Raw genomic sequence first — 25,289 nt, 5'->3', positions numbered from 1 at the left:
CCGCCTCTTTCGTGGGACGGGAGACAGGCGGCCTGACCAGCAAGGATGGGGAAGCGGAAGATGGACAAGCAGCAGGAGTTCGTGCTCCGGACGTTGGAGGAGCGCGACATCCGGTTCGTACGGCTGTGGTTCACGGACGTTCTGGGCTTCCTCAAGTCCGTCGCCGTGGCCCCCGCCGAGCTGGAGCAGGCCTTCGACGAGGGCATCGGCTTCGACGGCTCCGCGATCGAGGGCTTCGCCCGGGTCTACGAGTCCGACATGATCGCCAAGCCGGACCCGTCGACCTTCCAGGTCCTGCCCTGGCGGGCGGAGGCCCCCGGCACGGCCCGCATGTTCTGCGACATCCTCATGCCGGACGGCTCGCCCTCCTTCGCCGACCCCCGCTACGTCCTCAAGCGCGCCCTCGCGCGCGCCTCCGACCTGGGTTTCACCTTCTACACCCACCCGGAGATCGAGTTCTTCCTGCTCAAGGACAAGCCGACCGACGGCTCCCGGCCGACCCCGGCCGACAACTCCGGCTACTTCGACCACACCCCCCACAACGTCGGCATGGACTTCCGCCGCCAGGCGATCACCATGCTGGAGTCGATGGGCATCTCGGTCGAGTTCTCCCACCACGAGGGCGCCCCCGGCCAGCAGGAGATCGACCTGCGCTACGCCGACGCCCTCTCCACGGCCGACAACATCATGACGTTCCGCCTGGTCATGAAGCAGGTCGCGCTGGAGCAGGGCGTCCAGGCGACGTTCATGCCGAAGCCGTTCAGCGAGCACCCCGGCTCCGGCATGCACACCCACCTCTCCCTCTTCGAGGGCGACCGCAACGCGTTCTACGAGTCGGGCGCGGAGTACCAGCTGTCGAAGGTCGGCCGCTCCTTCATCGCCGGTCTGCTGAAGCACGCCGCCGAGATCGCCGCGGTCACCAACCAGTGGGTCAACTCCTACAAGCGCATCTGGGGCGGCTCCGAGCGCACCGCGGGCGCCGGCGGCGAGGCCCCCTCGTACATCTGCTGGGGCCACAACAACCGCTCCGCCCTGGTCCGCGTGCCGATGTACAAGCCCGGCAAGACCGGCTCGGCACGCATCGAGGTCCGCTCCATCGACTCCGGCGCCAACCCGTACCTGGCCTACGCCATGCTGCTCGCCGCCGGCCTCAAGGGCGTCGAGGAGGGCTACGAGCTCCCGCCGGGCGCCGAGGACGACGTCTGGGCCCTGTCGGACGCCGAACGCCGTGCCATGGGCATCGAGCCGCTCCCGCAGAACCTGGGCGAGGCCCTGACCCTGATGGAGCGCAGCGACCTGGTCGCCGAGACGCTCGGCGAGCACGTCTTCGACTTCTTCCTGCGCAACAAGAAGAGCGAGTGGGAGGAGTACCGCTCCGAGGTGACGGCCTTCGAGCTGCGGAAGAACCTGCCGGTGCTGTAGGGCCGGGGCTGCCGCTGTGGCGGCTCCTCCGTGGTGCGGGCGGGCTGTGGTCGTCGGTGGCCACAGCCCGCCGCTTTTCGCGGGGTCAGCCGGTGGCCTGGTTCGCCAGGAGTTCGTGGAGCGGCTCCGTCTCGCGGCGGCGGTACTCCTGGATCGCCCAGCCGTTGCCGTCCGGGTCCTTGAAGTACAGGAAGGTCCCTCCGTCCCGCGGGGCGAGCTGTACGGGCTCGCTGACCTCGAGGCCCCGGGCGGTCAGTTCCTCGTACGCCGCCTTCGCGTCGGTCACGCACAGCTGCATGCCGTGGTACGTGCCCGGCTGCGGCGCGCCCGTCGGGACCTGCAGGCCGTCCACCAGGGCGATCGAACAGCCCGATCCGGGCGGGGTGAGCTGCACGATCCGCACGCCCTCCATCACCTCGCCGTCGATGTCGACGTGGAAACCGACTTTGTCGCGGTAGAACTCCTTGGCCCGGTCCACGTCCGACACCGGCAGCAGGATCACCTCGAGCGACATGTTCATGGATGACTCCCCTTGTCCGTCCTTTTGTCACGGCGCCTCCGCGGAAGAGGCCCGGCATGCCGTTCCCCACAGAACCGGAATCCGGCCCGCAGCGCCAGGTGGACGTGCGGGTTACGCTCGTCTGCGGACGAGCTTGATCGCAGGAGGAGGCCGGGGATGATGGCGCCGGGGCGCAGGAGCAGCACCTTCACACGGCTGCTGCGGCACGGCTTCACCGATCCGTCCGCCGCCGAGCGGCTGCTGGACGGGCCCGAGCTGTCCCCGGTGCGGGACGACCCCTTTCTCCTGGAGGCCCTCGGGGCCACCGCCGACCCCGATCTCGCGCTGCACGGCCTCGTCCGGCTGCTGGAGGCGCAGCCCGGCCCCACCGCCCGCCAGGAACTGCTGGACACGCTGATCGCGGCCAAGCCGCTGCGCGACCGCCTGCTGGGGGTGCTCGGCGCGTCCGCCGCCCTGGCCGACCATCTCGCCCGCCACCCGCGCGACTGGGAGGCGCTCGTCACCTACGAGCCCCGGGATCTGCATCCGGGGGTCGAGGAGTTCGAGCGGGGGCTCGCCGAGGCCACGGATCCCGTGCTGCTGCGGGTCGCCTACCGGCGCTGTCTGCTGTCCATCGCGGCGCGTGACGTGTGCGGGACGACCGACCTCGCCGAAACCGCCGCCGAGCTCGCCGACCTCGCCACGGCGACGTTGCGGGCGGCGCTGCGGCTGGCCCGGACCGCCGCGCCCGACGACGCCGCGCTGTGCCGGCTCGCCGTCATCGCCATGGGCAAGTGCGGCGGCCACGAGTTGAACTACGTGTCGGACGTCGACGTCATCTTCGTCGGGGAGGCCGTCGAGGGCGCCGACGAGGACAAGGCGCTGCGGGCCGCGACCAAGCTCGCCTCGCACATGATGCGGATCTGTTCCGAGACCACGGTGGAAGGGTCCATCTGGCCCGTCGACGCCAATCTGCGCCCCGAGGGCCGCAACGGACCGCTCGTGCGGTCGCTCAGCAGTCATCTCGCCTACTACCAGCGATGGGCCAAGACCTGGGAGTTCCAGGCCCTGTTGAAGGCCCGGCCGGTGGCCGGCGACCTGGAGCTGGGGGCCGAGTACGTCGCCGCCGTCGAGCCCCTGGTGTGGAAGGCAGCCGAGCGGGAGAACTTCGTCGTCGACGTGCAGAGGATGCGGCGCCGCGTCGTCGAGAACATCCCGGCCGCCGAGATCGACCGCGAACTGAAGCTCGCCCCGGGCGGCCTCAGGGACGTCGAGTTCGCCGTGCAGCTCCTGCAGCTGGTGCACGGCCGGGCCGACGGCTCGCTGCGCAGCGGGACCACGCTGGACGCGCTCCAGGCGCTCGCCGCCGGCGGCTACGTCGGCCGGACGGACGCGACGCAACTCGACGCCGCGTACCGGTTCCTGCGGTCGATGGAGCATCGGATCCAGCTCTACCGGCTGCGCCGCACCCACCTGGTGCCGGAGAGCGAGACGGACCTGCGCCGGCTCGGCCGCTCCCTCGGGCTGCGCGCCGACCCGGTGGCCGAGCTGGGACGTGAGTGGAAGCGGCACGCCGCCGTGGTACGGCGGCTGCACGAGAAGCTGTTCTACCGGCCGTTGCTCGACGCGGTCGCCCAACTCGCGCCGGGCGAGACCAGGTTGAGCGCCAAGGCCGCCCGGGAGCGGCTGATCGCGCTCGGCTACGCCGATCCCGCGGCCGCGATGCGGCATCTGGAGGCGCTGGCCTCCGGCGTCTCGCGCAAGGCCGCCATCCAACGCACCCTGCTGCCCGTTCTGCTGGGCTGGTTCGCGGACTCCGCCGACCCGGACGCGGGGCTGCTCAACTTCCGCAAGGTCTCGGACGCCCTGGGCAAGACCCCTTGGTATCTGCGGCTGTTGAGGGATGAGGGGGCCGCCGCGGAGAACCTCGCGCGCGTGCTGTCGGCCGGACGGCTCGCCCCCGATCTGCTGATGCGGGCGCCGGAGGCGGTGGCGCTGCTCGGCGACGGGGAGAGCGGGAGGCTGGAGCCGCGCACGCGAGGCCCGTTGGAGCAGGAGATACTCGCCGCGGTGAAGCGGGCCGGCGGGGCCGTGCAGGCGGTCACCGCGGCGCGCGGGGTGCGACGGCGTGAACTGTTCCGCACGGCCGCCGTGGACATCGTCGGCTCGTACGGGACCGAGGGGCAGCCCGCCGAGGCCGATCAGGGCGCCCTGGTGGACCTGGTGGGCGGCGCCGTGTCGGACCTGACGGCCGCCACCCTGGCCGGGACCCTGCACGCGGTGGTCCGGGAGGGCTGGGGGGACGCCCTTCCGACGCGCTTCGCCGTCATCGGCATGGGGCGCTTCGGGGGCCACGAGCTGGGCTACGGGTCCGACGCCGACGTGCTGTTCGTGCACGAGCCCCGGGAGGGCGTCGACGAGCGGGAGGCCGCCGACGCCGCCAACAAGGTCGTCTCCGAGATGCGCCGGCTGCTGCAGATCCCCAGCGCCGATCCGCCGCTGCTCGTCGACGCGGATCTGCGTCCGGAGGGGAAGTCCGGTCCCCTCGTGCGGACGTTGAAGTCCTACGAGGCCTACTACCGGCGGTGGTCGCTGGTCTGGGAGGCGCAGGCGCTGCTGCGGGCCGAACCCGTCGCGGGGGACGAGGAGTTGGGAGGGCGGTTCATCGCGCTCGCGGACCCGCTGCGGTATCCGGCGAACGGGCTCTCCGAGGAGGCCGTGCGGGAGATCCGCCGGCTGAAGGCCCGTATGGAGGCGGAGCGGCTGCCCCGCGGCGCCGACCCGAAGCTGCACACCAAGCTCGGTCCGGGCGGCCTGTCCGACGTCGAATGGACCGTGCAACTGCTGCAGATGCGGCACGGGGCGTCGACCGCGGGCCTGCGGACCACCCGTACCCGGGAGGCGCTCGCCGCCGCCCGGGCCGCCGGGCTCATCACGCAGGACGACGCGGCGACGCTGGACGAGGCCTGGGTGCTGGCCACCCGGGTGCGCAACGCGGTGATGCTGGTGCGCGGGCGGGCCGGGGACACCTTCCCGTCCGACCCCCGTGAACTGGTCGCCGTGGGACGGTACTTGGGATACGGCCCCGGACGGGTGGGGGACATGCTCGACGACTACCGGCGAACTGCCCGCCTGGCCCGGGGAGTCGTGGACGAGCTGTTCTACGGGGGGTAGGGGCGGGGAACCGCGGTCCCGTCGACCATCAGCCGCAAGCTTCAGACCTCAAGCCTCGGGGCCGGGGCCGGGGCTGTGGGTGCCGGGTCCCGCGTCCCGCGTCCTCGGCGGTCGTCAACGGGGCGACGGACCGTGGCGCGCTGCCCGCCGGTGCGGGTCAGGGCCACCGCCACGAGGACGACCGTCATACCGGTCAGCACGCGGGGGCCGATGTGTTCGTCCAGGAGCGTCGCGCCGAGCGTCACGGAGACCACCGGGAGCAGATAGCCGACGGTGGCCGCCGCGGTGGGACCCTCGTCCGCGATCAGGCGGTAGTTGAGGTAGAAGGTCACGCCCGTGCCCAGGACGCCCAGGGCGGTGACGGCCAGCAGGGCGGTGGCGTCCGGGTGGAGGGGACCGGCCGCGGGGAGGGCCAGGGTGCTCAGGCCCGTGGCTGTCAGGAGCTGGGCCGCCGACATCGCCAGGGGCGCGTCCTGGGTCGTGAGGTGGCGGGCCATGTAGGCGAAGGCCACCGCGTAGCTGGCGGCCGCCGCGAGCAGGGCCAGGGCAGGCCAGGTGAGGAGGCCCCCGTGGCGCCAGGGGGCGAAGATCAGCACCGTTCCGGCGAAGCCCAGGAGCAGGCCGGTGAGGCGGGCGGGGTGGGTGATCCGTTCGGCGCCGAAGGTGATGCCGATGAGCAGGGACCACAGCGGTGTCGTCGCGTTGAGGACGCCCGCGAGGCCCGAGTCGAGGTGCTGCTCGCCCAGCGCGAAGAGGGCGAAGGGAACGGCGTTGCAGAAGAAGGCGGCCACGACGAGGCGCCGCCAGGTCGTCCAGGAGCGGGGGAGGCGCTGGGCGGCCCGGCGCGCCAGGACGAGGAGGACGGCCGCACCGAGCGCGCAGCGGGCGATGGTGATCTGGGCCGGGGTCAGACCGTGGGTGAGGGCGAGCTTGATCCAGAGGAAGCCCGAGCCCCAGAAGAGGGCGAGCGCAGCCATGCGGAGAGTGGAGGGGAGGGGCATGCCGTCCACGGTGGCCGAGATGTCCTGTGAGGACAAGTGAAAGGTTCTTGATGGTTCGTTAAGGTGGGCTGCATGCTTGATGTGCGGCGGATGCAGGTGCTCCGGGCGGTCGTGGACAGCGGGTCGGTGACGGGGGCCGCGGCCGTGCTGGGGTACACGCCGTCCGCCGTCAGTCAGCAGATCGCGGCGCTGGAGAGAGAGGCGGGGGCCGAGCTGCTGGAGCGGGTGGGGCGGGGGGTGCGGCCCACGGCTGCCGGGCTGCTGCTCACCGAGCACGCGGACGCCCTGGGGCGGCAGCTCGCCGAGGCCGAGGCCGCGCTGGCCGATCTGCTGGCAGGGCGCAGCGGGCGGCTGGCCGTGCGGTATTTCGCCACCGCGGGGGCGGGGCTGGTCGCGCCGGCGGTGGCGAGGCTGCGCGAGTCGCATCCGGGGGTGCAGCTGGATCTGCGTCTGAGCGCCCCGGAGGAGGCGTTCGCCGAGGTCAGGGAGGGGCGGGCCGATCTGGCGCTGGTGGTGCGGGGGGAGGAGGCGGGCGGCGTGCGGCTGGTGCCGCTGCTCGACGACCCCTACCTCGCCGTCCTGCCGCGCGGGCACCGGCTCGCCGGGCGGCGGAGCGTGCGGCTGGCAGAGCTCGCCGAGGAGGACTTCGTGGGGAGCGAGTGGCCCGGGCCCTGTCTCGACGCCCAGCTCGACGCGTGCGCGGCCGTCGGGTTCCGGCCCCGGTTCGTCGTCGAGAGCGAGGACTACATGACCGCTCAGGGCTTCGTGGCCGCCGGGCTGGGAGTGAGTCTGGTGCCGCGGCTCGGGCTGGGCAGCCGGCATCCGGGGGTCGTCGTACGGGAAGTGCGTGATCCTGTGCCGGTGCGGACCGTTCAGGCGGTCGTGCGGGAGACAGCGCCGTCCCAGCCCGCGCTGGACGCGTTCGTGGCGGCGCTCAGGGCGGCCGCGCTGCCCGGGGACCCGGTCCGCCCGTCCGGTCGTCCCGCGCACGCCCCCTGAGTCCCGGCGCCGGTCGGAGCGTCTGTCGGAGCGCCGGCCGTCAGGTCTTCGAGCGGGTCCGGAGGCCGGGCCGGTCCGCTCTCCTCGCCGGCACGCTCCTCGGCAGGGCGTACGGCAGCGCTCCGTACCAGGTGTGCGCCACGGCGAAGCCGAAGGCCAGACACAGGACGCCGCCCACCGCGTCCAGCCAGAAGTGGTTGGCCGTGGCGACGATGACCACCAGGGTCGCCGTCGGGTACAGCACGCCCAGGATGCGCACCCAGGGCAGCCTGGCGAGGGCGAAGACGGTCAGGCCGCACCACACGGACCAGCCGATGTGCATGGACGGCATCGCCGCGTACTGGTTCGACATGTGCTTGAGGTCGCCGGACGCCATCGAGCCCCATGTGCGATGGGCCGCCACCGTGTCGACGAAGTCACCGCCCGGCATCAGGCGCGGCGGCGCGAGGGGGTACAGGTAGTAGCCGGCCAGGGCGACGGCCGTCGTCGCGAAGAGCACCAGACGGGCGGCCGCGTAACGGCCCGGATGGCTGCGGTAGAGCCAGACCAGGACGGCCAGGGTGACGACGAAGTGCAGCGTGGCGTAGTAGTAGTTCATGCCCACGATGAGCCAGGTCACCGAGTTCGCCGTGTGGTTGACCGACCCCTCCATCGCGATGCCGAGGGTGTGCTCGGCGCGCCAGATCCAGTCCGCGTTGCGCAGCGCGGCGCCGCGCTGCTCGGGGACCGCGTTGCGCACGAGGGAGTACGTCCAGTAACTCACCGCGATGAGCAGGATCTCGAACCAGAGGCGCGGACGGCGCGGGGTGCGCGGCGGGCCGAGGCGGCGCTGTCGTGTGCGGGCCGTGACAGGCTGGGGAACGGCCTGCTCACGGCCTTCCAGTGGTGTCACAGTCGATTCACCCATGGACACGAAGTCTGCCAGAAAAGCCCTCTTGGCCCGATCATCCCTCGGTAGGGCACGGTCCGCACGTTCTACGGCGGAAAGACCCCTTGGTCTCCTCCCGGGGCACCGGGCGACGGCCCGGACGTCTCCACCCCGCGGACGACGTCCGCCCTACGGCCGGACGCGGTCCCCGGGGGCCGAGGCGGTCGAGCCGCGTACCACCAGCTCCGGCATGAACACGAACTCGCTGTGCGGCGCGGGCGTTCCGCCGATCTCCTCCAGGAGGGTGCGGACGGCGGCCTGGCCCATCGCCGGGACGGGCTTGCGCACGGTCGTCAGGGGCGGGTCGGTGAAGGCGATCAGCGGGGAGTCGTCGAAGCCGACCACCGAGACGTCCCGGGGGACCGCGAGGCCGCGCTGCCTGGCCGCCCGTATCGCGCCCAGCGCCATCATGTCGCTGGCGCAGACGATCGCCGTGCAGCCGCGGTCGATCAGGGCGGTGGTCGCCGCCTGGCCGCCCTCCAGGGTGTAGAGGGAGTGCTGGACCAGCTCGGTCTCGATCGTCTCCGGGCTGAGGTGCAGCTGCTCCTGCATCGCCCGCACGAAGCCCTCGATCTTGCGCTGGACCGGCACGAAGCGCTTGGGGCCGAGCGCCAGACCCACCCGGGTGTGGCCGAGGGAGACGAGGTGGGTGACGGCCAGGGTCATCGCCGCCCGGTCGTCGGGGGAGATGAAGGGGGCCTGCACCTTGGGGGAGAAGCCGTCCACGAGGACGAAGGGGACGCCCTGGGCGCGCAACTGCTCGTAGCGTTCCATGTCGGCGGTGGTGTCCGCGTGCAGGCCGGAGACGTAGATGATGCCGGCGACCCCCCGGTCGACCAGCATCTCGGTCAGCTCGTCCTCCGTGGAGCCGCCCGGGGTCTGGGTGGCGAGGACGGGGGTGTAGCCCTGGCGGGTCAGCGCCTGGCCGATGACCTGGGCCAGGGCCGGGAATATGGGGTTCTCCAGCTCCGGCGTGATCAGGCCGACCAGGCCGGCGCTGCGCTGGCGCAACCGGACAGGGCGCTCGTAGCCCAGGACGTCCAGAGCGGCGAGCACGGACTGACGGGTGGTGGCGGCGACGCCAGGCTTGCCGTTGAGGACGCGGCTGACGGTCGCTTCGCTCACCCCCGCCTGGGCGGCGATGTCGGCAAGCCGTGTGGTCACAGGGGTGGACTGTACCCGTCGGGCGCTGCCTTGCACACCGATCGGTCGCCGTGGGCGGCCTGGTGAACGGGCCGCGCCGGGCTGCTGCGTCATCGCGCTCCCTCGTGAAAGTGATGGCAAGAGCTTTCAGAGTCTTGCACAGGGGCTGCCCACCCCGCTGTGAGGCCGGTCAACCGCGACAACAACGGTCTCACGGCAGTCGAGGAGAGGTCACGCACGCGTCACGTGCGGATAACTTCAGAGATCTCTTGCACTTTTTTGCTGCAAGGTCTTTCGTGCCGCTTGCCGCGCTGTTACGTTCACGTCGCCCGGCGGCAGCAACGGCGCGGTCGGCACAGTCGGCAGGACGGCGGACGGGACCGCCTCCTGCAGCTATACGGGCTTTCACCCTCAAGGAGAAACTCATGCGGCGTGGCATAGCGGCCACCGCGCTGGTGGCGTCCTTCGCCCTCGCGGCGACGGCCTGCGGCGGAGACGACAGCGGCAGCGACAACTCGTCCGGGCCGGTCACCATCACCTGGTGGGACACCTCCAACGCCACCAATGAGGCACCCACGTACCAGGCCCTGGTCAAGCAGTTCGAGGCCGCCGACAAGGACGTCAAGGTCAAGTACGTCAACGTGCCCTTCGACCAGGCGCAGAACAAGTTCGACACGGCCGCCGGCGCCTCCGGAGCCCCGGACGTGCTGCGTTCCGAGGTCGGCTGGACCCCCGCCTTCGCCAAGAAGGGCTACTTCCTGCCGCTCGACGGCACCGACGCCCTGAAGGACCGGTCCGCGTTCAAGCCGAACCTGCTGGAGCAGGCCAAGTACGAGGGCAAGACGTACGGCGTCCCGCTGGTCACCGACACCCTCGCGCTGGTCTACAACAAGGCCCTCTTCGCGAAGGCGGGCATCACCGCGGCCCCCAAGACCTGGGACGAGCTGAAGACCGCCGCCGCCACCGTCAAGGACAAGACCGGCGTCGACGGCTACTGGGGCTCCACCCAGGCCTACTACGCGCAGTCCTTCCTCTACGGCGAGGGCGCCGACACCGTCGACGCCAAGGCCAAGAAGATCACCGTCGACTCGCCGGCGGCGAAGAAGGCGTACGGCGCCTGGCTGGGCCTCTTCGACGGCAAGGGCCTGCACAAGGCCGACACCACGGCCGACGCGTACGCCCACATCCAGGACGCGTTCGTCAACGGCAAGGTCGCCGCGATCGTGCAGGGCCCGTGGGAGATCACCAACTTCTACAAGGGCGGCGCCTTCAAGGACAAGGCCAACCTCGGCATAGCGACCGTCCCGGCCGGCTCCACCGGCAAGGCGGGCGCCCCGACCGGCGGCCACAACCTCTCGGTCTACGCCGGCTCGGACAAGGCCCACCAGGCCGCCGCGCTGAAGTTCGTGAACTTCATGACCTCCGCCGCGTCCCAGGCCGCCATCGCCCAGAAGAACTCCACGCTGCCCACGCGCGACGACGCCTACACCGCCGCCGTCAAGGCCGACCCGGGCATCGCCGGTTACCAGACCGTCCTGTCCGCCGCCCAGCCGCGCCCGGCGCTGCCGGAGTACAGCTCCCTGTGGGGTCCGCTCGACACCGAACTGCCCAAGATCGCGGGCGGCAAGGAGACCCTCGACAAGGGCCTGAGCAACGCCGAACTCGCCATCGCCAAGCTGGTGCCGGACTTCAGCAAGTGAGCCCGCGTGGCCGCCGGATCTCCCAGCACGGTGGGAGAGATCCGGCGGCCACCGGTCTGTGAGCCGTACCCCCGTCGACGATCCAGCGTGAAGATCCAGAAGGTGTCGAACCATGACAGTCGCCATCGACCGCGCGACCGGCAAGCGCCGCGGTGACCGTGAGCCGGGGCCCGGGCTCTCCGGACGCCTGAAGCGCGGCTACCACAAGCACTGGTACGCCTACGTGATGATCGCCCCGGTGGCGGTCGTCCTCGGCGTCCTCGTGCTGTACCCCCTGGTGTACGGCCTCTACCTGACGCTGACCGACGCCGACAGCCTCAACACCGCGCGCACGATCGGCGTCAACCACATCGACGCCACCTACAAGTTCATCGGCCTGGACAACTACGCCGACATCCTGTGGGGCCCCACCGCCTACGACCGCTTCTGGTCGCACTTCATCTGGACGATCGTGTGGACGGCGACCTGTGTCGCCCTGCACTACGGCATCGGACTGGGCCTCGCCCTGCTCCTGAACCAGAAGCTGCGCGGACGGACCCTGTACCGGATGATCCTGGTGCTGCCCTGGGCGGTGCCCACGTTCGTCACGGTCTTCGGCTGGCGTTTCATGCTCGCCGACGGCGGCGTCATCAACTCCGCGCTGGACGCCCTGCACCTGCCCTCGCCCCTGTGGCTGGAGGACACCTTCTGGCAGCGGTTCGCCGCGATCATGGTCAACACCTGGTGCGGTGTGCCGTTCATGATGATCTCGCTGCTCGGCGGCCTGCAGGCGATCGACGCCTCCCTCTACGAGGCCGCCGAGATGGACGGCGCGAGCGCCTGGCAGCGCTTCCGCCACATCACCCTGCCGGGTCTGCGCTCGGTCAGCTCGACCGTCGTCCTGCTGGGCATCATCTGGACGTTCAACCAGTTCGCCGTCATCTTCCTGCTGTTCGGCAACACCGCTCCCGACGCGCAGATCCTCGTCACCTGGGCGTACTACCTCGGCTTCGGACAGCAGCCGCGTGACTTCGCCCAGTCCGCCGCCTACGGCATCCTGCTGCTGGCCATCCTGATCGTCTTCACCTCGTTCTACCGCCGCTGGCTGAACCGCAACGAGCAGCAGCTCGCGATCTGAGGCAGGAGTCCCCATGAGTACCACCACAGCCGAGACCTCCGCCCCGGTGGCCGAGCAGCGTCCCGCCAGGGCCCCGCGCCGGGTCCGCCGGCGCGGCGAGAACAGCCTCGCCGGCTCGCTCGCCTCGCACGGCGTGCTGATCGCCGCGAGCCTGGTCGCGCTCTTCCCGATCGCCTGGCTGGTCTACCTCTCCCTCGGCCCGGACAAGGACGACTACCTGCACCCGGGCGGCATCTGGGACAAGATGACGTTCGCCAACTACTCGTTCGTCCTCCAGCACACCGAGTTCCTCGACTGGTTGAAGAGCTCGCTCATCGTCACGCTCGGCACCACCGCGATCGGCGTGCTCATCGCCGCCACCACCGGCTACGCCGTCTCGCGCATGCGCTTCCCCGGTTACAAGAAGTTCATGTGGGTGCTGCTGGTCACCCAGATGTTCCCGGTCACCGTGCTCATGGTGCCGATGTACCAGATCCTGTCCGACCTGCAGCTCATCGACAACTACCTCGGTCTGATCCTCGTCTACTGCACGACGGTCATCCCGTACAGCGCCTGGCTGCTCAAGGGGTACTTCGACACCATCCCCTTCGAGATCGACGAGGCGGGACGCGTCGACGGGCTCACCCCGTTCGGCACCTTCTTCCGGCTGGTGCTGCCGCTGGCCAAGCCCGGCCTCGCGGTAGCCGCCTTCTACAACTTCCTCACCGCCTTCAGCGAGGTCGCCTTCGCGTCGACGTTCATGCTCAGCGACGACAAGTACACGCTTGCGGTCGGTCTGCAGTCGTTCGTCAGCGAGCACGACGCCCAGCGCAACCTGATGGCCGCCACCGCCGTGCTGATCGCGATACCCGCCGCCCTGTTCTTCTACCTCGTGCAGAAGAACCTGGTGACCGGCCTCACCGCGGGCGGCACGAAGGGGTGACGCAGGCCCGCCTGCCCGGTCCCCCGAAAAGCCCGGGGCGGCCGCGGTCGCCATCCGACCCCGCTGTGACCGCGGCCGCCTCGTCACCCGTTCTCCACACATCCCCGAACACCCCTGACCCGATGACTCCGTTAGGTACCAAGGACGCCATGAGCCAGCAGCCCGCAGCCCCGGCCCCCGCCCCCACCTCGGCCGTCGCCACCGTCGCCCAGCGCCGCGACTGGTGGCGGGACGCGGTGATCTACCAGGTGTACCCCCGCAGCTTCGCCGACAGCGACGGCGACGGCATGGGCGACCTGGAAGGCGTCCGCTCCCGTCTGCCGTACCTGCGCGACCTCGGCGTGGACGCCGTGTGGCTCAGCCCCTTCTACGCCTCCCCGCAGGCCGACGCGGGCTACGACGTCGCCGACTACCGCGAGGTGGACCCGATGTTCGGCAACCTGCTCGACGCCGACGCCCTGATCCGCGACGCCCATGAGCTGGGCCTGCGGATCATCGTCGACCTGGTGCCGAACCACTCCTCCGACCAGCACGAGTGGTTCAAGCGGGCGCTGGCGGAGGGCCCCGGCTCGTCCCTGCGCGACCGCTACCACTTCCGCCCCGGCAAGGGGGAGAACGGCGAACTCCCGCCCAACGACTGGGAGTCCATCTTCGGCGGCCCGGCGTGGACGCGGGTCACCGAACCGGACGGCTCGGCCGGCGAGTGGTACCTGCACCTCTTCGCCCCCGAACAGCCCGACTTCAACTGGGACCACCCGGCCGTCGGCGACGAGTTCCGCTCCATCCTGCGCTTCTGGCTCGACATGGGCGTCGACGGGTTCCGCATCGACGTGGCCCACGGCCTGGTCAAGGCCGCCGGGCTCCCCGACCTCGGCACCCACGACCAGCTGAAACTGCTGGGCAACGATGTCATGCCCTTCTTCGACCAGGACGGCGTCCACGAGATCTACCGCCAGTGGCGGCTGATCCTGGACGAGTACTCCGGCGAGCAGATCTTCGTCGCGGAGGCGTGGACCCCGACGATCGAGCGCACCGCGAACTACGTCCGCCCCGACGAACTCCACCAGGCGTTCAACTTCCAGTACCTGAGCACCGCGTGGGACGCGGCGGAGCTGCGCGAGGTCGTCGACCGCACCCTGGACTCGATGCGGCCGGTCGGCGCACCGGCCACCTGGGTCCTGTCCAACCACGACGTCACCCGCCATGCGACGCGCTTCGCCAACCCGCCCGGTCTCGGCACCCAGATCCGCACCGCGGGCGACCGCGAACTCGGCCTGCGCCGGGCCCGGGCGGCCACGCTGCTGATGCTGGCGCTGCCCGGCTCCGCCTACGTCTACCAGGGCGAGGAACTCGGTCTGCCCGACGTCGTCGACCTGGCCGACGAGGTCCGCCAGGACCCGGCCTACTTCCGCGGCGCCGGCCAGGACGGCTTCCGCGACGGCTGCCGGGTGCCGATCCCGTGGACGCGCGAGGGCTCGTCGTACGGTTTCGGCGACGGCGGCAGCTGGCTCCCGCAGCCGGCGGGCTGGGGCGAACTGAGCGTGGCGGCCCAGACGGGCGTCCCGGGTTCGACCCTGGAGCTGTACCGCTCGGCCCTCGGCATCCGCCGTTCCCGCCCCGACCTGGGCGCCGGCGACGCGGTGCAGTGGCTGAAGGCCCCGGAGGGCGTCCTCGCCTTCCGGCGCGGGGAGTTCGTGTGCGTGGCGAACACGACGGGTGAGGCGGTGACGACCCCGGCGTACGGACGGGTGCTGCTCGCGAGCGACGAGGTGACCGAGACGGACGCCGGCGAGGCGAAGCTGCCGGCGGACACGACGGTCTGGTTCACGACCGCGTGACCGTAAGACCGCACCACAGTAGGACCGCGAGACCGCGTTGCCGCACGGCCGTGTGACCGTCCGGAAGCGCGACGGGCCGACGGTCCGAACGCCTGACGGCCGATCGCTGTGCGGGAGGCCCGCCGTCCCTCGTGGCGATTTCCAGGGGGCGGCGGGCCTTCGTGTGCGTGCGCCGTGCCGCCGGCTACGCGGGGCGTCGTGCCAGAAGGTAGGTGCGTCGGCTCGGGTGCTCGACCCCGGGGTGCGGTTCCCTGTCGAGGCGTGCGGTGAGGGAGAGACCGGCCCGGGCGAGGGCCGCCGTCTCCGCGGCCGGGCCGAGGTAGCGGAAGGTCAGGTCGACGCGGTGGCCCCACCACTCGCCGAGGCGGGCCTCCTGTCCGGCGCGCAGATCCGGGTCGCTGGTGTGGAAGGCGACGAGCGCGGGTGCGCCGGGACGCAGCACGCGGGCGAACTCGGCGTAGGCGGCGGCCCGTTCGGCCGGGTCGAGGTGGATCACCGCGTACAGGCACAGGACGCCGCCCAGGGCGCCCGAGCGGATCGGCAGGGCCCTCATGTCCGCCGCGAGGAACGGCAGACCGGTGCCGCGGCGCGCCACGGCGCACATGGCCGGGGACAGGTCCACGCCGAGCGGACGGGCGTGGTGCCGGGCGGCGAGGCGGGCCGTCACCTGGCCGGGGCCGCAGCCGACGTCCGCGACCGGGCCGTCGGCGGCCAGTTCGGCGAAGGCGTCCAGCAGGGCGCGGTCGAGGGGCTTGCCGTCGAGTTCGTCGCCGATCTCGCGGGCGTAGCGCTCGGCCACCGCGTCGTAGCTGCTGCGGGTCGTCAGGGGCGTCCCGGCGTCCGGGGAGCCGGCCGTCATGCCCGGCTCCGGCCGGGGCGGACCAGGACCTCGGACCCGATCGGGGTGAACCCGGCGGCGAGGAAGGCGCGCAGAGAGCGCGCGTTGCCCGGGGCGACTGCCGCGAAGACGGGCTCGCCCCCGGGGACCAGGGTCAGCGCGTCGCCCAGCAGCGATCTGCCCCGTCCGCGGCCGCCGTCCTCGGGGTGGTGCAGTTCGACGCTGATCTCGGGGCGTCCGGCGAGGCCCGCCGCGAGGGTGACCAGTCCGCGGGCGTCACCGAACACCCTGACGTCGGAGCGCAGTTCGCGGGCGAACCGGACCCGGGGGTGGTCGTCGGCCCCGGCGAGCGGGGGCAGGCGGGCCGGGCCGCCGGTGCCACGCCCGACCAGGGTGGCGTCGACGACGCCGATCCAGCCCGTGGGCCCGGCCAGGGAGCGCAGGAAGTCCGGGGACAGGGAGCCGCCGAAGCCGTCGGGGCCGTGGGCGTGCACCTGTGAGGCGGGCAGCGCGGTGGCGACGACGGCGTGGCCGGTGAAGGCGACCGAGCACTCCAGACCGCCGGGCAGCGCGGGCAGGACCGTGACGGCCCCGTCGGCCGGGGGGAAGCGCCCCGCGGCGGCGTCGAGGAGGCGCCCGAGGAGCGGGTGCGCCGGACGCGGCGCGCACGGGGACGTCGGCGGGAACGCGGGCGGGGCCGTGGGCGTGGTGTCGTGGGTCCCGTGCGGGGCGGTGCGGTCGGGAGAGTCGGGGGTCATCGGGGGATTCAAGCAGCGGACGGCGGATGGTTCGACCGAGTAGCCGCCGCACCGTCTCCCCGCCGCCGAAGAGCCGTCCCTCCTCCGCTCGCCCTCTCTCGCAGATCCTTCACGCCACCCACTGCACTTTTCGGCCGACGGCCCTTAACATCACGCCACTGCAAGGTTTCTGAAAGATTGCAGCAACAGCCTTCAAAGACGAAGGAACCCCACATGGCACGCAGCAGACCCCTTACGGGCGCACTCGCCCTGGCCGCCGCCCTGGCCGCCGTCGTCGTCCCCGGTGCCTCCACGGCCTCCGCCGCCCCACCCGGCGTCAAGGACGTCACCGCCGTCCTCTTCGAGTGGAACTACGCCTCGGTCGCCAAGGAGTGCACGAACGCGCTCGGTCCCGCCGGCTACGGATACGTACAGGTCTCCCCGCCAGCCGAGCACATACAGGGACCGCAGTGGTGGACGTCGTACCAGCCCGTCAGCTACCGGATCGCCGGGCGGCTCGGCGACCGCACGGCGTTGCGGAACATGGTGAACACCTGTCACGCGGCGGGTGTGAAGGTCGTCGTCGACACGGTGATCAACCACATGACGGCGGGCAGCGGCACCGGCACCGGCGGCTCGTCGTACACGAAGTACGACTACCCGGGCCTGTACTCCTCCCACGACTTCGACGACTGCACCGCGCAGATCTCGAACTACGCGGACCGCTGGAACGTCCAGCACTGCGAACTCGTCGGGCTGGCCGACCTGGACACCGGCGAGGAGTACGTCCGCAAGACGATCGCCGGGTACCTGAACGACCTGCTCACCCTGGGAGTCGACGGCTTCCGCATCGACGCGGCCAAGCACATCGACACCGCCGACCTCGCGAACATCAAGTCCCGGCTGACGAACACCGGCGTGTACTGGAAGCAGGAGGTCGTCTACGGCGCCGGAGAGGCCGTGCAGCCCACCGAGTACACCGGCAACGGGGACGTCCAGGAGTTCCGCTACGCCTACGACCTCAAACGCGTCTTCACCAACGAGAACCTCGCCTACCTGAAGAACTACGGCGAGGGCTGGGGGTATGTGAGCAGCTCGGTCGCGGGCGTCTTCGTCGACAACCACGACACGGAGCGCAACGGCTCCACCCTGAACTACAAGGACGGCGCGAACTACACGCTGGCCAGCGTCTTCATGCTCGCCTACCCGTACGGCGCGCCGGACGTCAACTCCGGCTACGAGTGGACGGACGCGGACGCCGGGCCGCCCGACGGCGGCGCCGTCCGCGCCTGCTGGCAGAACGGCTGGAAGTGCCAGCACGCCTGGCCGGAGATCCAGCGCATGGTCGCCTTCCGCAACGCCGTGCGCGGCGAGCCGGTCGGCAACTGGTGGGACGACGGCGGCGACGCGATCGCCTTCGGGCGGGGCTCGAAGGGCTATGTGGCCATCAACCACGAGAGCAGCTCGCTGAGTCGGACGTTCCAGACCGGGCTGCCCGCGGGCACGTACTGCAACGTGCAGAACAACACCGCCGTCAGCGTGAACTCCGCGGGGCGGTTCACGGCGACCCTGGGCGCCGATACGGCGCTGGCGCTCTACACGGGCAAGTCCAGCTGCTGATCCGGCCCCTTGCGCGGCAAGAGTCATGAAAGTTCTTGCCCATTCTTTCATGACTCTTGCTGTAAGGCTTGCGTCGGCGATAGCGTCGCGCGGACGCCCGGCGACGCAGTCCGCCCCGGGCGCAGGGGTCGGACCCGACAGAGCCGCAGTCGCAAGGAGTTCCCGCCTGTGATACCGAGATGGCCGGCGCCCGCAACGCGCCGCACCGCCCACGCCGGACGGGTAGCCGCCGTCACCGCGGCGGCCCTGGCCGCCGCACTGATCCAGCCGCTCGCCGCGCGGGCCGACGGACCGCCCCCGCCCCCCTCCGACGCGAAGCTCGCCGCCGCGCCCGCCCGGCACGACGACACCCGCGAGCAGTTCTACTTCGTCATGCCGGACCGCTTCGCCGACGGCACCACCGCCAACGACCGCGGCGGGCTGACCGGATCACGCCTGACCACCGGTTACGACCCCACCGACAAGGGGTTCTACCAGGGCGGCGACCTCAAGGGCCTGACGAAGAAGCTCGACTACATCAAGGGCCTCGGCACCACCGCCATCTGGATGGCCCCCATCTTCAAGAACCAGCCCGTCCAGGGCACGGGGAGCAACGCCTCCGCCGGCTACCACGGCTACTGGATCACCGACTTCACCCAGGTCGACCCCCACTTCGGCACGAACGAGGACCTGGAGACCCTCATCGCCAAGGCGCACGCCAAGGGCATGAAGGTCTTCTTCGACGTCATCACCAACCACACCGCCGACGTCGTCGACCACACGGAGAAGTCCTACGACTACCTGTCCAAGGGCGCGTTCCCGTATCTGGCGAAGGACGGCCGCCCCTTCGACGACGAGGCCTACGCGGACTACACGGACGGCAGCAAGGCCTTCCCGTCGGTGGACGCCGACTCCTTCCCCCGCACGCCGACCGTTCCGGCCGCGAAGAAGAACGTCAAGGTCCCGTCCTGGCTCAACGACCCCACGATGTACCACAACCGCGGCGACTCGACCTACGCCGGCGAGTCCACCACGTACGGCGACTTCTCCGGGCTCGACGACCTGTGGACCGAGCGTCCCGAGGTGGTCGGCGGGATGGAGGAGATCTACCGGCGCTGGGTGCGCGACTTCGACATCGACGGCTTCCGCATCGACACCGTCAAGCACGTGGACATGGAGTTCTGGACCCAGTGGGCGACGGCCCTCGACGCCTACGCGGCCAAGCAGGGCCGTGACGACTTCTTCCTGTTCGGCGAGGTCTACTCCGCCGACACGTCGGTCACGTCCCCCTACGTCACCCGGGGCCGGCTCGACGCCACCCTCGACTTCCCGTTCCAGGAGGCGGCCCGCCAGTACGCCTCCCAGGGCGGCAGCGCGAAGAAGCTCGCGTCCGTCTTCGCCGACGACTACAAGTACACGACCGACAAGGCCAACGCCTACGAACAGGTCACCTTCCTCGGCAACCACGACATGGGCCGCATCGGGTACTTCCTGAAGCAGGACAACCCGAAGGCCACCGACGCCGAACTCCTCGCCAAGGACCGGCTCGCCAACGAGCTGATGTTCCTCAGCCGCGGCAACCCGGTCGTCTACTACGGCGACGAGCAGGGCTTCACCGGCTCCGGCGGCGACAAGGACGCCCGCCAGACGATGTTCGCCTCCAAGGTCCCCGACTACCTCGACGACGACGAGATCGGCACCGACCGCACCCACGCGAGCGACGCCTACGACGCCTCCGCCCCGCTGTACCGGCAGATCGCGGCCCTCGCCGCGCTCCGCAGGGCCAACCCCGCCCTCACCGACGGCGTCCAGACCGAGCGCTACGCGGCCGACGGCCCCGGCGTCTACGCCGTCTCCCGCAACGGCCTCGGCAAGGACGCGACCGAGTACGTCGTCGCCTTCAACAACGCCGGCACGGCGAAGGAGGCGACGTTCGCAACCGGTTCCGCGAACACCGCGTTCCACGGCATCCACGGCACGAGGAAGACGGTCACGTCCGGCGCCGACGAGAAGATCACGGTGACCGTTCCCGCGGGCTCGGCGATCGTCCTCAAGGCCGACCGCCGCCCGGCCGCCCCCGCCGCCCGGCCGACGCTCATGCTGCACGCCCCCGCCGCGGGCGCCACCGGCACCGTGGAACTCGGCGCGGACGTCGGGGGAGGCGGGCGGCTCGACCGCGTCGTCTTCGCCGCCCAGACCGGGGACGGCAGGTGGCAGACCCTCGGCTCCGCCGACCACGCCCCCTACAAGGTCACCCAGACGATCGGCGCACACGTCCCGGCCGGCACGGCCCTGCGCTACAAGGCCGTCGTCGTGGACCGGGCCGGGCACACCTCCGCCGCCACCGCCGCCTCGGTGACCGGCGCCCCGCCCGCCGAGGAGGTTCCCACCGCGTCCTCGCGCGACTACGCGATCGTCCACTACAAGCGCGCCGACGGCGACTACGCCGACTGGGGCCTGTACGCCTGGGGCGACCTCGCCGACGGCGAGTCGACCACCTGGCCCGCGAGTCACCCGTTCGCAGGCCGGGACGCGTACGGCGCCTTCGCCTACGTCAAGCTGAAGCCGGGCGCGTCCAGTGTGGGCTTCCTCGTCATCGACAGGACGGGGAACAAGGACGTCTCCGCCGACCGCACCATCGACGTCACGAAGACCGGCGAGGTCTGGATCGAGCAGGGCAAGGAGGCGGTCGTCACGCAGCGGCCCGACTACCCGGCCCAGGACACCGCGAAGGCCGTCCTGCACTACCACCGCGCCGACGGGGACTACGACGGCTGGGGCCTGCACGTCTGGACGGGCGCCGCGAACCCCACCGAATGGTCCAAGCCCCTCCGGCCGGCCCGGACCGACGCCTACGGCGCGGTCTTCGAGGTGCCGCTGGCCGCCGGCGCCACCAGCCTGAGCTACATCGTCCACAAGGGCGACGAGAAGGACCTCGCCTCCGACCGGTCGCTGGACCTCACCGCGAACGGCCATGAGGTGTGGCTGCTGAACGGGCAGGAGAAGTACCTGCTCCCGCAGCCGGCCGGGTCCGCCGCGGCCCTCGACCTCACCGCCTCCAAGGCAATCTGGATCGACCGGAACACCGTGGCCTGGAACGGCGCGGAGGGCGCCGCCTCCACCCAGCTGCTCTACAGCCGTGCGGGCGCGATCGCGGTCCGGGACGGCAGGCTCACCGGCGACGCCCAGTGGCTGCGGCTGACGAAGAGCGCGCTCACCGACGCCCAGAAGGCGAAGTACCCGCACCTGAAGGACTACACCGCCTGGTCCGTGGACCCGCGCGACCGCGACCGGGTGCGCGAGGCGCTGACCGGCCAGGTCGTCGCCTCCCAGCGGACCGCCGACGGGGCCGTCCTGGCGGCGACCGGCGTGCAGATCGCGGGCGTGCTGGACGACCTGTACGCGGGCGCGACGACGGCGCGGCTCGGCCCGGTCTTCCACGACGGCCGTCCCACGCTGTCCGTCTGGGCCCCGACGGCGCAGCGCGTGGCCCTGGAGCTCGACGGCTCCACGGTCGCCATGCGCCGGGACGACGCCACCGGCGTCTGGTCCGTGACCGGCCCGAGAAGCTGGAAGAACAAGCCCTACCGGTACGTCGTGACGGTGTGGGCGCCCAGCGTGCGCCAGGTCGTCGTCAACAAGGTGACCGACCCCTACTCGGTCGCCCTCACCGCCGACTCCGCGCGCAGCCTGGTCGTCGACCTGAACGACAGGTCCCTGGCCCCCGGCGGCTGGTCGAAGCTCGCCAAGCCGAAGGCGGTCCCGCTGCGCGACGCCCGGATCCAGGAGCTGCACGTCCGGGACTTCTCGGTCGCGGACCCGACCGTCCCGGCGAAGGACCGGGGCGCCTACCTTGCCTTCACGGACCGCGGGAGCGACGGCTCGAAGCATCTGCGCGAGCTCGCGGCCGCGGGCACGTCCTACGTCCATCTGCTGCCCGTCTTCGACATCGCCACCATCGCCGAGCGCAAGGCCGACCAGGCGACCGCCGGCTGCGACCTCGCCTCCTACCCGGCGGCCTCCGAGAAACAGCAGGAATGCGTTTCCGCGATCGCCGCCAAGGACGCCTACAACTGGGGGTACGACCCGTATCACTACACGGTCCCCGAGGGCTCCTACGCCACCGACCCGGACGGGACGGCCCGCACCGTCGAGTTCCGCAGGATGGTCCAGGCGCTCAACGGCGACGGACTCAGGGTCGTCATGGACGTCGTCTACAACCACACCGCGGCGAGCGGCCAGGCACGGACCAGCGTCCTCGACCGGATCGTCCCCGGCTACTACCAGCGGCTCCTGGCCGACGGGTCCGTCGCCACCAGCACCTGCTGCGCCAACACGGCCACCGAGAACGCCATGATGGGCAAGCTGGTCGTCGACTCGGTCGTCACCTGGGCCAGGCAGTACAAGGTCGACGGCTTCCGCTTCGACCTCATGGGGCACCACCCGAAGGCCAACATCCTCGCGGTGCGCAAGGCGCTGGACGCCCTGACCCCCGCCCGGGACGGCGTCGACGGCAAGAAGATCATCCTCTATGGAGAGGGCTGGAACTTCGGCGAGGTCGCCGACGACGCCCGCTTCGTGCAGGCCACGCAGAAGAACATGGCGGGAACCGGTGTCGCGACCTTCTCCGACCGGGCGCGCGACGCCGTCCGCGGCGGCGGGCCCTTCGACGAGGACCCGGGAGCGCAGGGCTTCGCCTCCGGGCTGTACACCGACCCCAACTCCTCGTCGAGCAACGGCACTTCAACGCAGCAGAAGGCCCGGCTGCTGCACTACCAGGACCTCCTCAAGGTCGGCCTCACCGGAAACCTCGCCGCCTACCGTTTCACCGACTCCGGCGGCAAGGAGGTGAGCGGCGCCGAAGTCGACTACAACGGCTCCCCGGCCGGCTACGCACACGCGCCCGGCGACGCCCTCGCCTACGTCGACGCGCACGACAACGAGTCGCTGTTCGACGCCCTGGCCTACAAGCTGCCGGCCGGCACCTCCGCCGACGACCGCTCCCGGATGCAGGTCCTGGCCATGGCCACCGCCGCGCTCTCCCAGGGCCCGGCCCTGTCGCAGGCCGGTACCGACCTGCTGCGTTCGAAGTCCCTCGACCGCAACTCCTTCGACAGCGGCGACTGGTTCAACGCGATCCACTGGAACTGCGCCGCCGGCAACGGCTTCGGCCGCGGACTGCCCCCGGCCGCCGACAACGCGTCCAAGTGGTCCTACGCCAGGCCCCTGCTGGACACCGTCAGGGTGGGCTGCCCGCAGATCACCGCGGCCTCCGCCGCCTACCGCGACCTGCTGCGGATCCGGACGACCGAGAAGGCGTTCTCTCTCGCCACGGCCGCCCAGGTCCAGTCGGCGCTGTCGTTCCCGCTGTCCGGCAAGCACGAGACGCCCGGAGCGATCACCATGCGGCTGGGCGACCTGGTCGTCGTGTTCAACGCGACGCCCGACGCGCAGCGGCAGACGGTCACCGCGCTCGCCGGGACCGGCTACCGGCTGCACCCGGTGCAGGCGGCCGGCGCGGACCCGACCGTGCGCTCCTCCACGTACACGAAGGAATCGGGCACGTTCGCCGTTCCGGCCCGGACCGTGGCGGTGTTCTCCCGCACGACGCCCTAGACAGCGGCATTACCTTGGTGGAGCAGGCCTCGAACGCGGTCTGCTCCACCGGTGAGTCCGAGGCTGACTTGATGAGCGTCGACGGCAGACGGACAGACACGACGGTCCTCGTCGTGGACCACACGGCCGCCGGCCGGTTCGCCCTGGGGACCGTGCTGCGCCGCGCCGGTCACCAGGTCGTCGCGGTCGGCTCCGGCCACGAGGCACTCGTCGAACTGGACGTGAGGCTGCGCAAGGGCGGTCTGCCCGACGTGGCCCTCGTCGACGTGGAGCTGCCGGACATGAGCGGCTTCGAACTGCGCCGCCGGCTCAAGGCCAGGCCGCACATGGCCGGCGTGCCCGTCGTGCACTTCTCGGCGGCCGGGACGGGCCCCGGGGACCCGGGGGACCCGACGGAGGGACCGGACGCGGGCGGCGAGGCCCGCCTGACGCTGCCCGCCTCGCCCGGGGAGATCGACGCGGTGGTGCGCGCGGCGGTGCGCGCCGCACGGCTGCGGGCCGACGACCAGGCGGCGGCACGGCGGCTGACCCTGCTGTCGGAGGCGATCGTGGCCATCCAGTCGGCCCGCTCCCCGCAGGAACTCGCCGACGCGGCGGCCGAGGGCGCCGCGCGGCTCACCGGCGCACCCGCCGCCGTCTTCGTCCTGGGCCCGGACGACGAGCTCTACCGCGGCGCTCCCCGCGCCCGCACCTCCCTCGCGCTGCCGGACGCGGAGGCCCACCGGGCCGTGGTCACGCTGCTGCGGCGGCTCACCCACGGGCAGGCCGGGGTGCGGATCACCACGGCGTCCGCGCCGCTGTGGCCGGCCGGGATCTTCCGCCCGGGCATGCAGCACGACGCCCGTCTCGTCCTCATACCCACCCAGGACGGCCGGGGCGCGGTCTGTCTGGCCACCCCGACCCGCGGGGTGCGCCGGGTGGACCCCGAGCGCGAGTCGCTGCTCGCCCGCCTCGCCCAGGCCACCGCGCTCGCCGCCGAGCCGCTGCTGATGTACTGGGCCGAGCGGCACGTGGCCCTCACCCTGCAGCACAGCTTCCTGCCCCAGCCGCACCGGCTGCCCGAACTGCCGGGCGTCGACGTCGTGGTGCGCTACGTGCCCGCGTCGCGCGAGACGGAGATCGGCGGCGACTTCTACGCCGCCCTGCGCACCGCGGAAGGGGTGCTGACCGCGGTCGGCGACGTCGTGGGGCACTCGCTGGAGGCGGCCACCGTGATGGTCGAGATCCGGCACGCGCTGCGCGCCTACTGCGTCGACGAGAGCGACCCGGCCGTGCTCGCCGAGCGCCTCGACCGGATGCTCCAGCTCTACCACCCCGGGGTCACCGCGACCGTCTGCCTGGTCCTGCTCGACCCCGGCACCGGACGCGCGCACGTCGCCAACGCGGGCCACATCCCGCCGCTGATCGTGCGGGACGGCCGCAGCGCCGACTACGTGAAGGCGGCCGGTCCGCTGCTCGGCCCGGGCCTGCCGCATCCACCGCCCACCGAACTGTTCCTGGAGCCCGGCGACCGGCTCCTCATGGTCACCGACGGACTGATCGAGACCCGGGGCACCGACCTCGCGGTGTCGATGGAGCAGCTGCGCGCGGCGGCCACCGGCGCCATGCCGGGCCTGGACGCCCTGTGCGACACGCTCCTGAGCTGTTTCGGCCACGACCGCGAGGACGACGTCGCGATGCTGGCCCTGCGGCTGACGCACCAGGACGTGTCCTGAGGTTCTAGGGTGGGCCCAGCTGACCCAGAACAGGAGTTCCC

16 protein-coding genes are annotated in these 25,289 nt (G+C 71.6%); 10 read left to right on the top strand and 6 right to left on the bottom strand.

The genetic code is table 11. The features are described from left to right. Window positions 1–60 precede the first annotated feature (60 nt). The gene (glnA2, locus tag Sri02f_RS12880; RefSeq protein ID WP_109001295.1) at window positions 61–1,422 is read left to right on the top strand and encodes a gamma-glutamylpolyamine synthetase GlnA2; all 1,362 of its coding nucleotides are present in this window, start codon (window positions 61–63) and stop codon (window positions 1,420–1,422) included. An 85-nt stretch (window positions 1,423–1,507) separates the two neighbouring features. Here glnA2 and Sri02f_RS12875 read toward each other — a convergent pair whose 3' ends face one another. Next, on the bottom strand, window positions 1,508–1,942 hold the full coding sequence (locus Sri02f_RS12875) for a VOC family protein (RefSeq protein ID WP_109001294.1): 435 nt from the start codon (window positions 1,940–1,942) through the stop codon (window positions 1,508–1,510). 156 nt (window positions 1,943–2,098) lie between these two features. Between Sri02f_RS12875 and Sri02f_RS12870 the strand changes: the two genes are divergently transcribed. Beyond that, complete coding sequence (locus Sri02f_RS12870; protein ID WP_109001293.1) at window positions 2,099–5,095, top strand: bifunctional [glutamine synthetase] adenylyltransferase/[glutamine synthetase]-adenylyl-L-tyrosine phosphorylase; 2,997 nt, start codon at window positions 2,099–2,101, stop codon at window positions 5,093–5,095. 41 nt (window positions 5,096–5,136) lie between these two features. Here the strand turns inward: Sri02f_RS12870 and Sri02f_RS12865 are convergent, their stop codons facing one another. Then, a complete protein-coding gene (locus Sri02f_RS12865; protein ID WP_245970616.1) occupies window positions 5,137–6,072 on the bottom strand; it encodes a DMT family transporter in 936 nt (311 codons plus the stop codon). Between the two features lie 96 nt (window positions 6,073–6,168). Between Sri02f_RS12865 and Sri02f_RS12860 the strand changes: the two genes are divergently transcribed. Continuing rightward, on the top strand, window positions 6,169–7,095 hold the full coding sequence (locus tag Sri02f_RS12860) for a LysR family transcriptional regulator (protein ID WP_167467540.1): 927 nt from the start codon (window positions 6,169–6,171) through the stop codon (window positions 7,093–7,095). Between the two features lie 40 nt (window positions 7,096–7,135). Here Sri02f_RS12860 and Sri02f_RS12855 read toward each other — a convergent pair whose 3' ends face one another. Together Sri02f_RS12855 and Sri02f_RS12850 are read right to left on the bottom strand one after the other, a co-directional pair. Further along, window positions 7,136–8,002, bottom strand: coding sequence for a phosphatase PAP2 family protein (locus tag Sri02f_RS12855; protein ID WP_109001292.1), 867 nt, complete (start codon window positions 8,000–8,002; stop codon window positions 7,136–7,138). 150 nt (window positions 8,003–8,152) lie between these two features. Further along, entirely contained in the window at window positions 8,153–9,187 is a 1,035-nt protein-coding gene (locus tag Sri02f_RS12850; RefSeq protein WP_109001291.1) for a LacI family DNA-binding transcriptional regulator, read from the bottom strand. 404 nt (window positions 9,188–9,591) lie between these two features. Here Sri02f_RS12850 and Sri02f_RS12845 point away from each other — a divergent pair, with 404 nt between their 5' ends. The 4 genes from Sri02f_RS12845 (at window position 9,592) to Sri02f_RS12830 (ending at window position 14,743) form a co-directional block, all read left to right on the top strand. Further along, the gene (locus Sri02f_RS12845; protein WP_109001290.1) at window positions 9,592–10,866 is read left to right on the top strand and encodes an extracellular solute-binding protein; all 1,275 of its coding nucleotides are present in this window, start codon (window positions 9,592–9,594) and stop codon (window positions 10,864–10,866) included. Between the two features lie 112 nt (window positions 10,867–10,978). Beyond that, complete coding sequence (locus Sri02f_RS12840) at window positions 10,979–11,983, top strand: carbohydrate ABC transporter permease (protein WP_109001289.1); 1,005 nt, start codon at window positions 10,979–10,981, stop codon at window positions 11,981–11,983. A 13-nt stretch (window positions 11,984–11,996) separates the two neighbouring features. Next, the gene (locus Sri02f_RS12835; RefSeq protein WP_109001288.1) at window positions 11,997–12,905 is read left to right on the top strand and encodes a sugar ABC transporter permease; all 909 of its coding nucleotides are present in this window, start codon (window positions 11,997–11,999) and stop codon (window positions 12,903–12,905) included. A gap of 149 nt (window positions 12,906–13,054) precedes the next feature. After that, complete coding sequence (locus Sri02f_RS12830) at window positions 13,055–14,743, top strand: glycoside hydrolase family 13 protein (RefSeq protein ID WP_109001287.1); 1,689 nt, start codon at window positions 13,055–13,057, stop codon at window positions 14,741–14,743. 184 nt (window positions 14,744–14,927) lie between these two features. On the opposite strand, the gene Sri02f_RS12825 is transcribed toward Sri02f_RS12830, so the two are convergent. Beyond that, the gene (locus Sri02f_RS12825) at window positions 14,928–15,602 is read right to left on the bottom strand and encodes a class I SAM-dependent methyltransferase (RefSeq protein WP_109001286.1); all 675 of its coding nucleotides are present in this window, start codon (window positions 15,600–15,602) and stop codon (window positions 14,928–14,930) included. Next, window positions 15,599–16,339 carry a hypothetical protein gene (locus Sri02f_RS12820; protein WP_245970615.1) on the bottom strand — a complete coding sequence of 247 codons (741 nt, stop codon included), beginning with the start codon at window positions 16,337–16,339 and terminating at the stop codon, window positions 15,599–15,601. The genes Sri02f_RS12825 and Sri02f_RS12820 overlap by 4 nt, the downstream gene beginning before the upstream one ends. A gap of 213 nt (window positions 16,340–16,552) precedes the next feature. On the opposite strand from Sri02f_RS12820, the gene Sri02f_RS12815 reads away from it, so the two are divergent. The 3 genes from Sri02f_RS12815 to Sri02f_RS12805 all read left to right on the top strand — a co-directional run bounded on the left by Sri02f_RS12815 (window position 16,553) and on the right by Sri02f_RS12805 (window position 25,248). After that, window positions 16,553–17,938 (top strand): alpha-amylase, encoded by a 1,386-nt coding sequence (locus Sri02f_RS12815; RefSeq protein WP_109001285.1) that lies wholly within the window; start codon window positions 16,553–16,555, stop codon window positions 17,936–17,938. A 168-nt stretch (window positions 17,939–18,106) separates the two neighbouring features. Further along, window positions 18,107–23,533, top strand: a complete 5,427-nt coding sequence (gene pulA / locus Sri02f_RS12810; RefSeq protein ID WP_109001284.1) for a pullulanase-type alpha-1,6-glucosidase — start codon at window positions 18,107–18,109, stop codon at window positions 23,531–23,533. Window positions 23,534–23,604: 71 nt separating this feature from the next. Continuing rightward, on the top strand, window positions 23,605–25,248 hold the full coding sequence (locus tag Sri02f_RS12805; RefSeq protein ID WP_109001525.1) for a fused response regulator/phosphatase: 1,644 nt from the start codon (window positions 23,605–23,607) through the stop codon (window positions 25,246–25,248). Window positions 25,249–25,289 lie beyond the last annotated feature (41 nt).

The organism is Streptomyces rishiriensis (assembly GCF_003112535.1).
Taxonomy (GTDB): Bacteria; Actinomycetota; Actinomycetes; order Streptomycetales; family Streptomycetaceae; genus Streptomyces; species Streptomyces rishiriensis.
The sequence above is the reverse complement of the archived record's forward strand: the minus strand, read 5'-3'. Positions and strand labels throughout refer to the sequence as shown.

Coding starts and splice junctions, on each gene's coding strand:
- Sri02f_RS12875 (WP_109001294.1), bottom strand. CDS start 1,942: ATGAACATGTCGCTCGAGGTGATCCTGCTGCCGGTGTCGGACGTGGAC.
- Sri02f_RS12805 (WP_109001525.1), top strand. CDS start 23,605: ATGAGCGTCGACGGCAGACGGACAGACACGACGGTCCTCGTCGTGGAC.
- Sri02f_RS12820 (WP_245970615.1), bottom strand. CDS start 16,339: ATGACCCCCGACTCTCCCGACCGCACCGCCCCGCACGGGACCCACGAC.
- Sri02f_RS12815 (WP_109001285.1), top strand. CDS start 16,553: ATGGCACGCAGCAGACCCCTTACGGGCGCACTCGCCCTGGCCGCCGCC.
- Sri02f_RS12825 (WP_109001286.1), bottom strand. CDS start 15,602: ATGACGGCCGGCTCCCCGGACGCCGGGACGCCCCTGACGACCCGCAGC.
- Sri02f_RS12865 (WP_245970616.1), bottom strand. CDS start 6,072: ATGGCTGCGCTCGCCCTCTTCTGGGGCTCGGGCTTCCTCTGGATCAAG.
- Sri02f_RS12830 (WP_109001287.1), top strand. CDS start 13,055: ATGAGCCAGCAGCCCGCAGCCCCGGCCCCCGCCCCCACCTCGGCCGTC.
- Sri02f_RS12855 (WP_109001292.1), bottom strand. CDS start 8,002: ATGGGTGAATCGACTGTGACACCACTGGAAGGCCGTGAGCAGGCCGTT.
- Sri02f_RS12835 (WP_109001288.1), top strand. CDS start 11,997: ATGAGTACCACCACAGCCGAGACCTCCGCCCCGGTGGCCGAGCAGCGT.
- Sri02f_RS12860 (WP_167467540.1), top strand. CDS start 6,169: ATGCTTGATGTGCGGCGGATGCAGGTGCTCCGGGCGGTCGTGGACAGC.
- Sri02f_RS12845 (WP_109001290.1), top strand. CDS start 9,592: ATGCGGCGTGGCATAGCGGCCACCGCGCTGGTGGCGTCCTTCGCCCTC.
- Sri02f_RS12840 (WP_109001289.1), top strand. CDS start 10,979: ATGACAGTCGCCATCGACCGCGCGACCGGCAAGCGCCGCGGTGACCGT.
- glnA2 (WP_109001295.1), top strand. CDS start 61: ATGGACAAGCAGCAGGAGTTCGTGCTCCGGACGTTGGAGGAGCGCGAC.
- Sri02f_RS12870 (WP_109001293.1), top strand. CDS start 2,099: ATGATGGCGCCGGGGCGCAGGAGCAGCACCTTCACACGGCTGCTGCGG.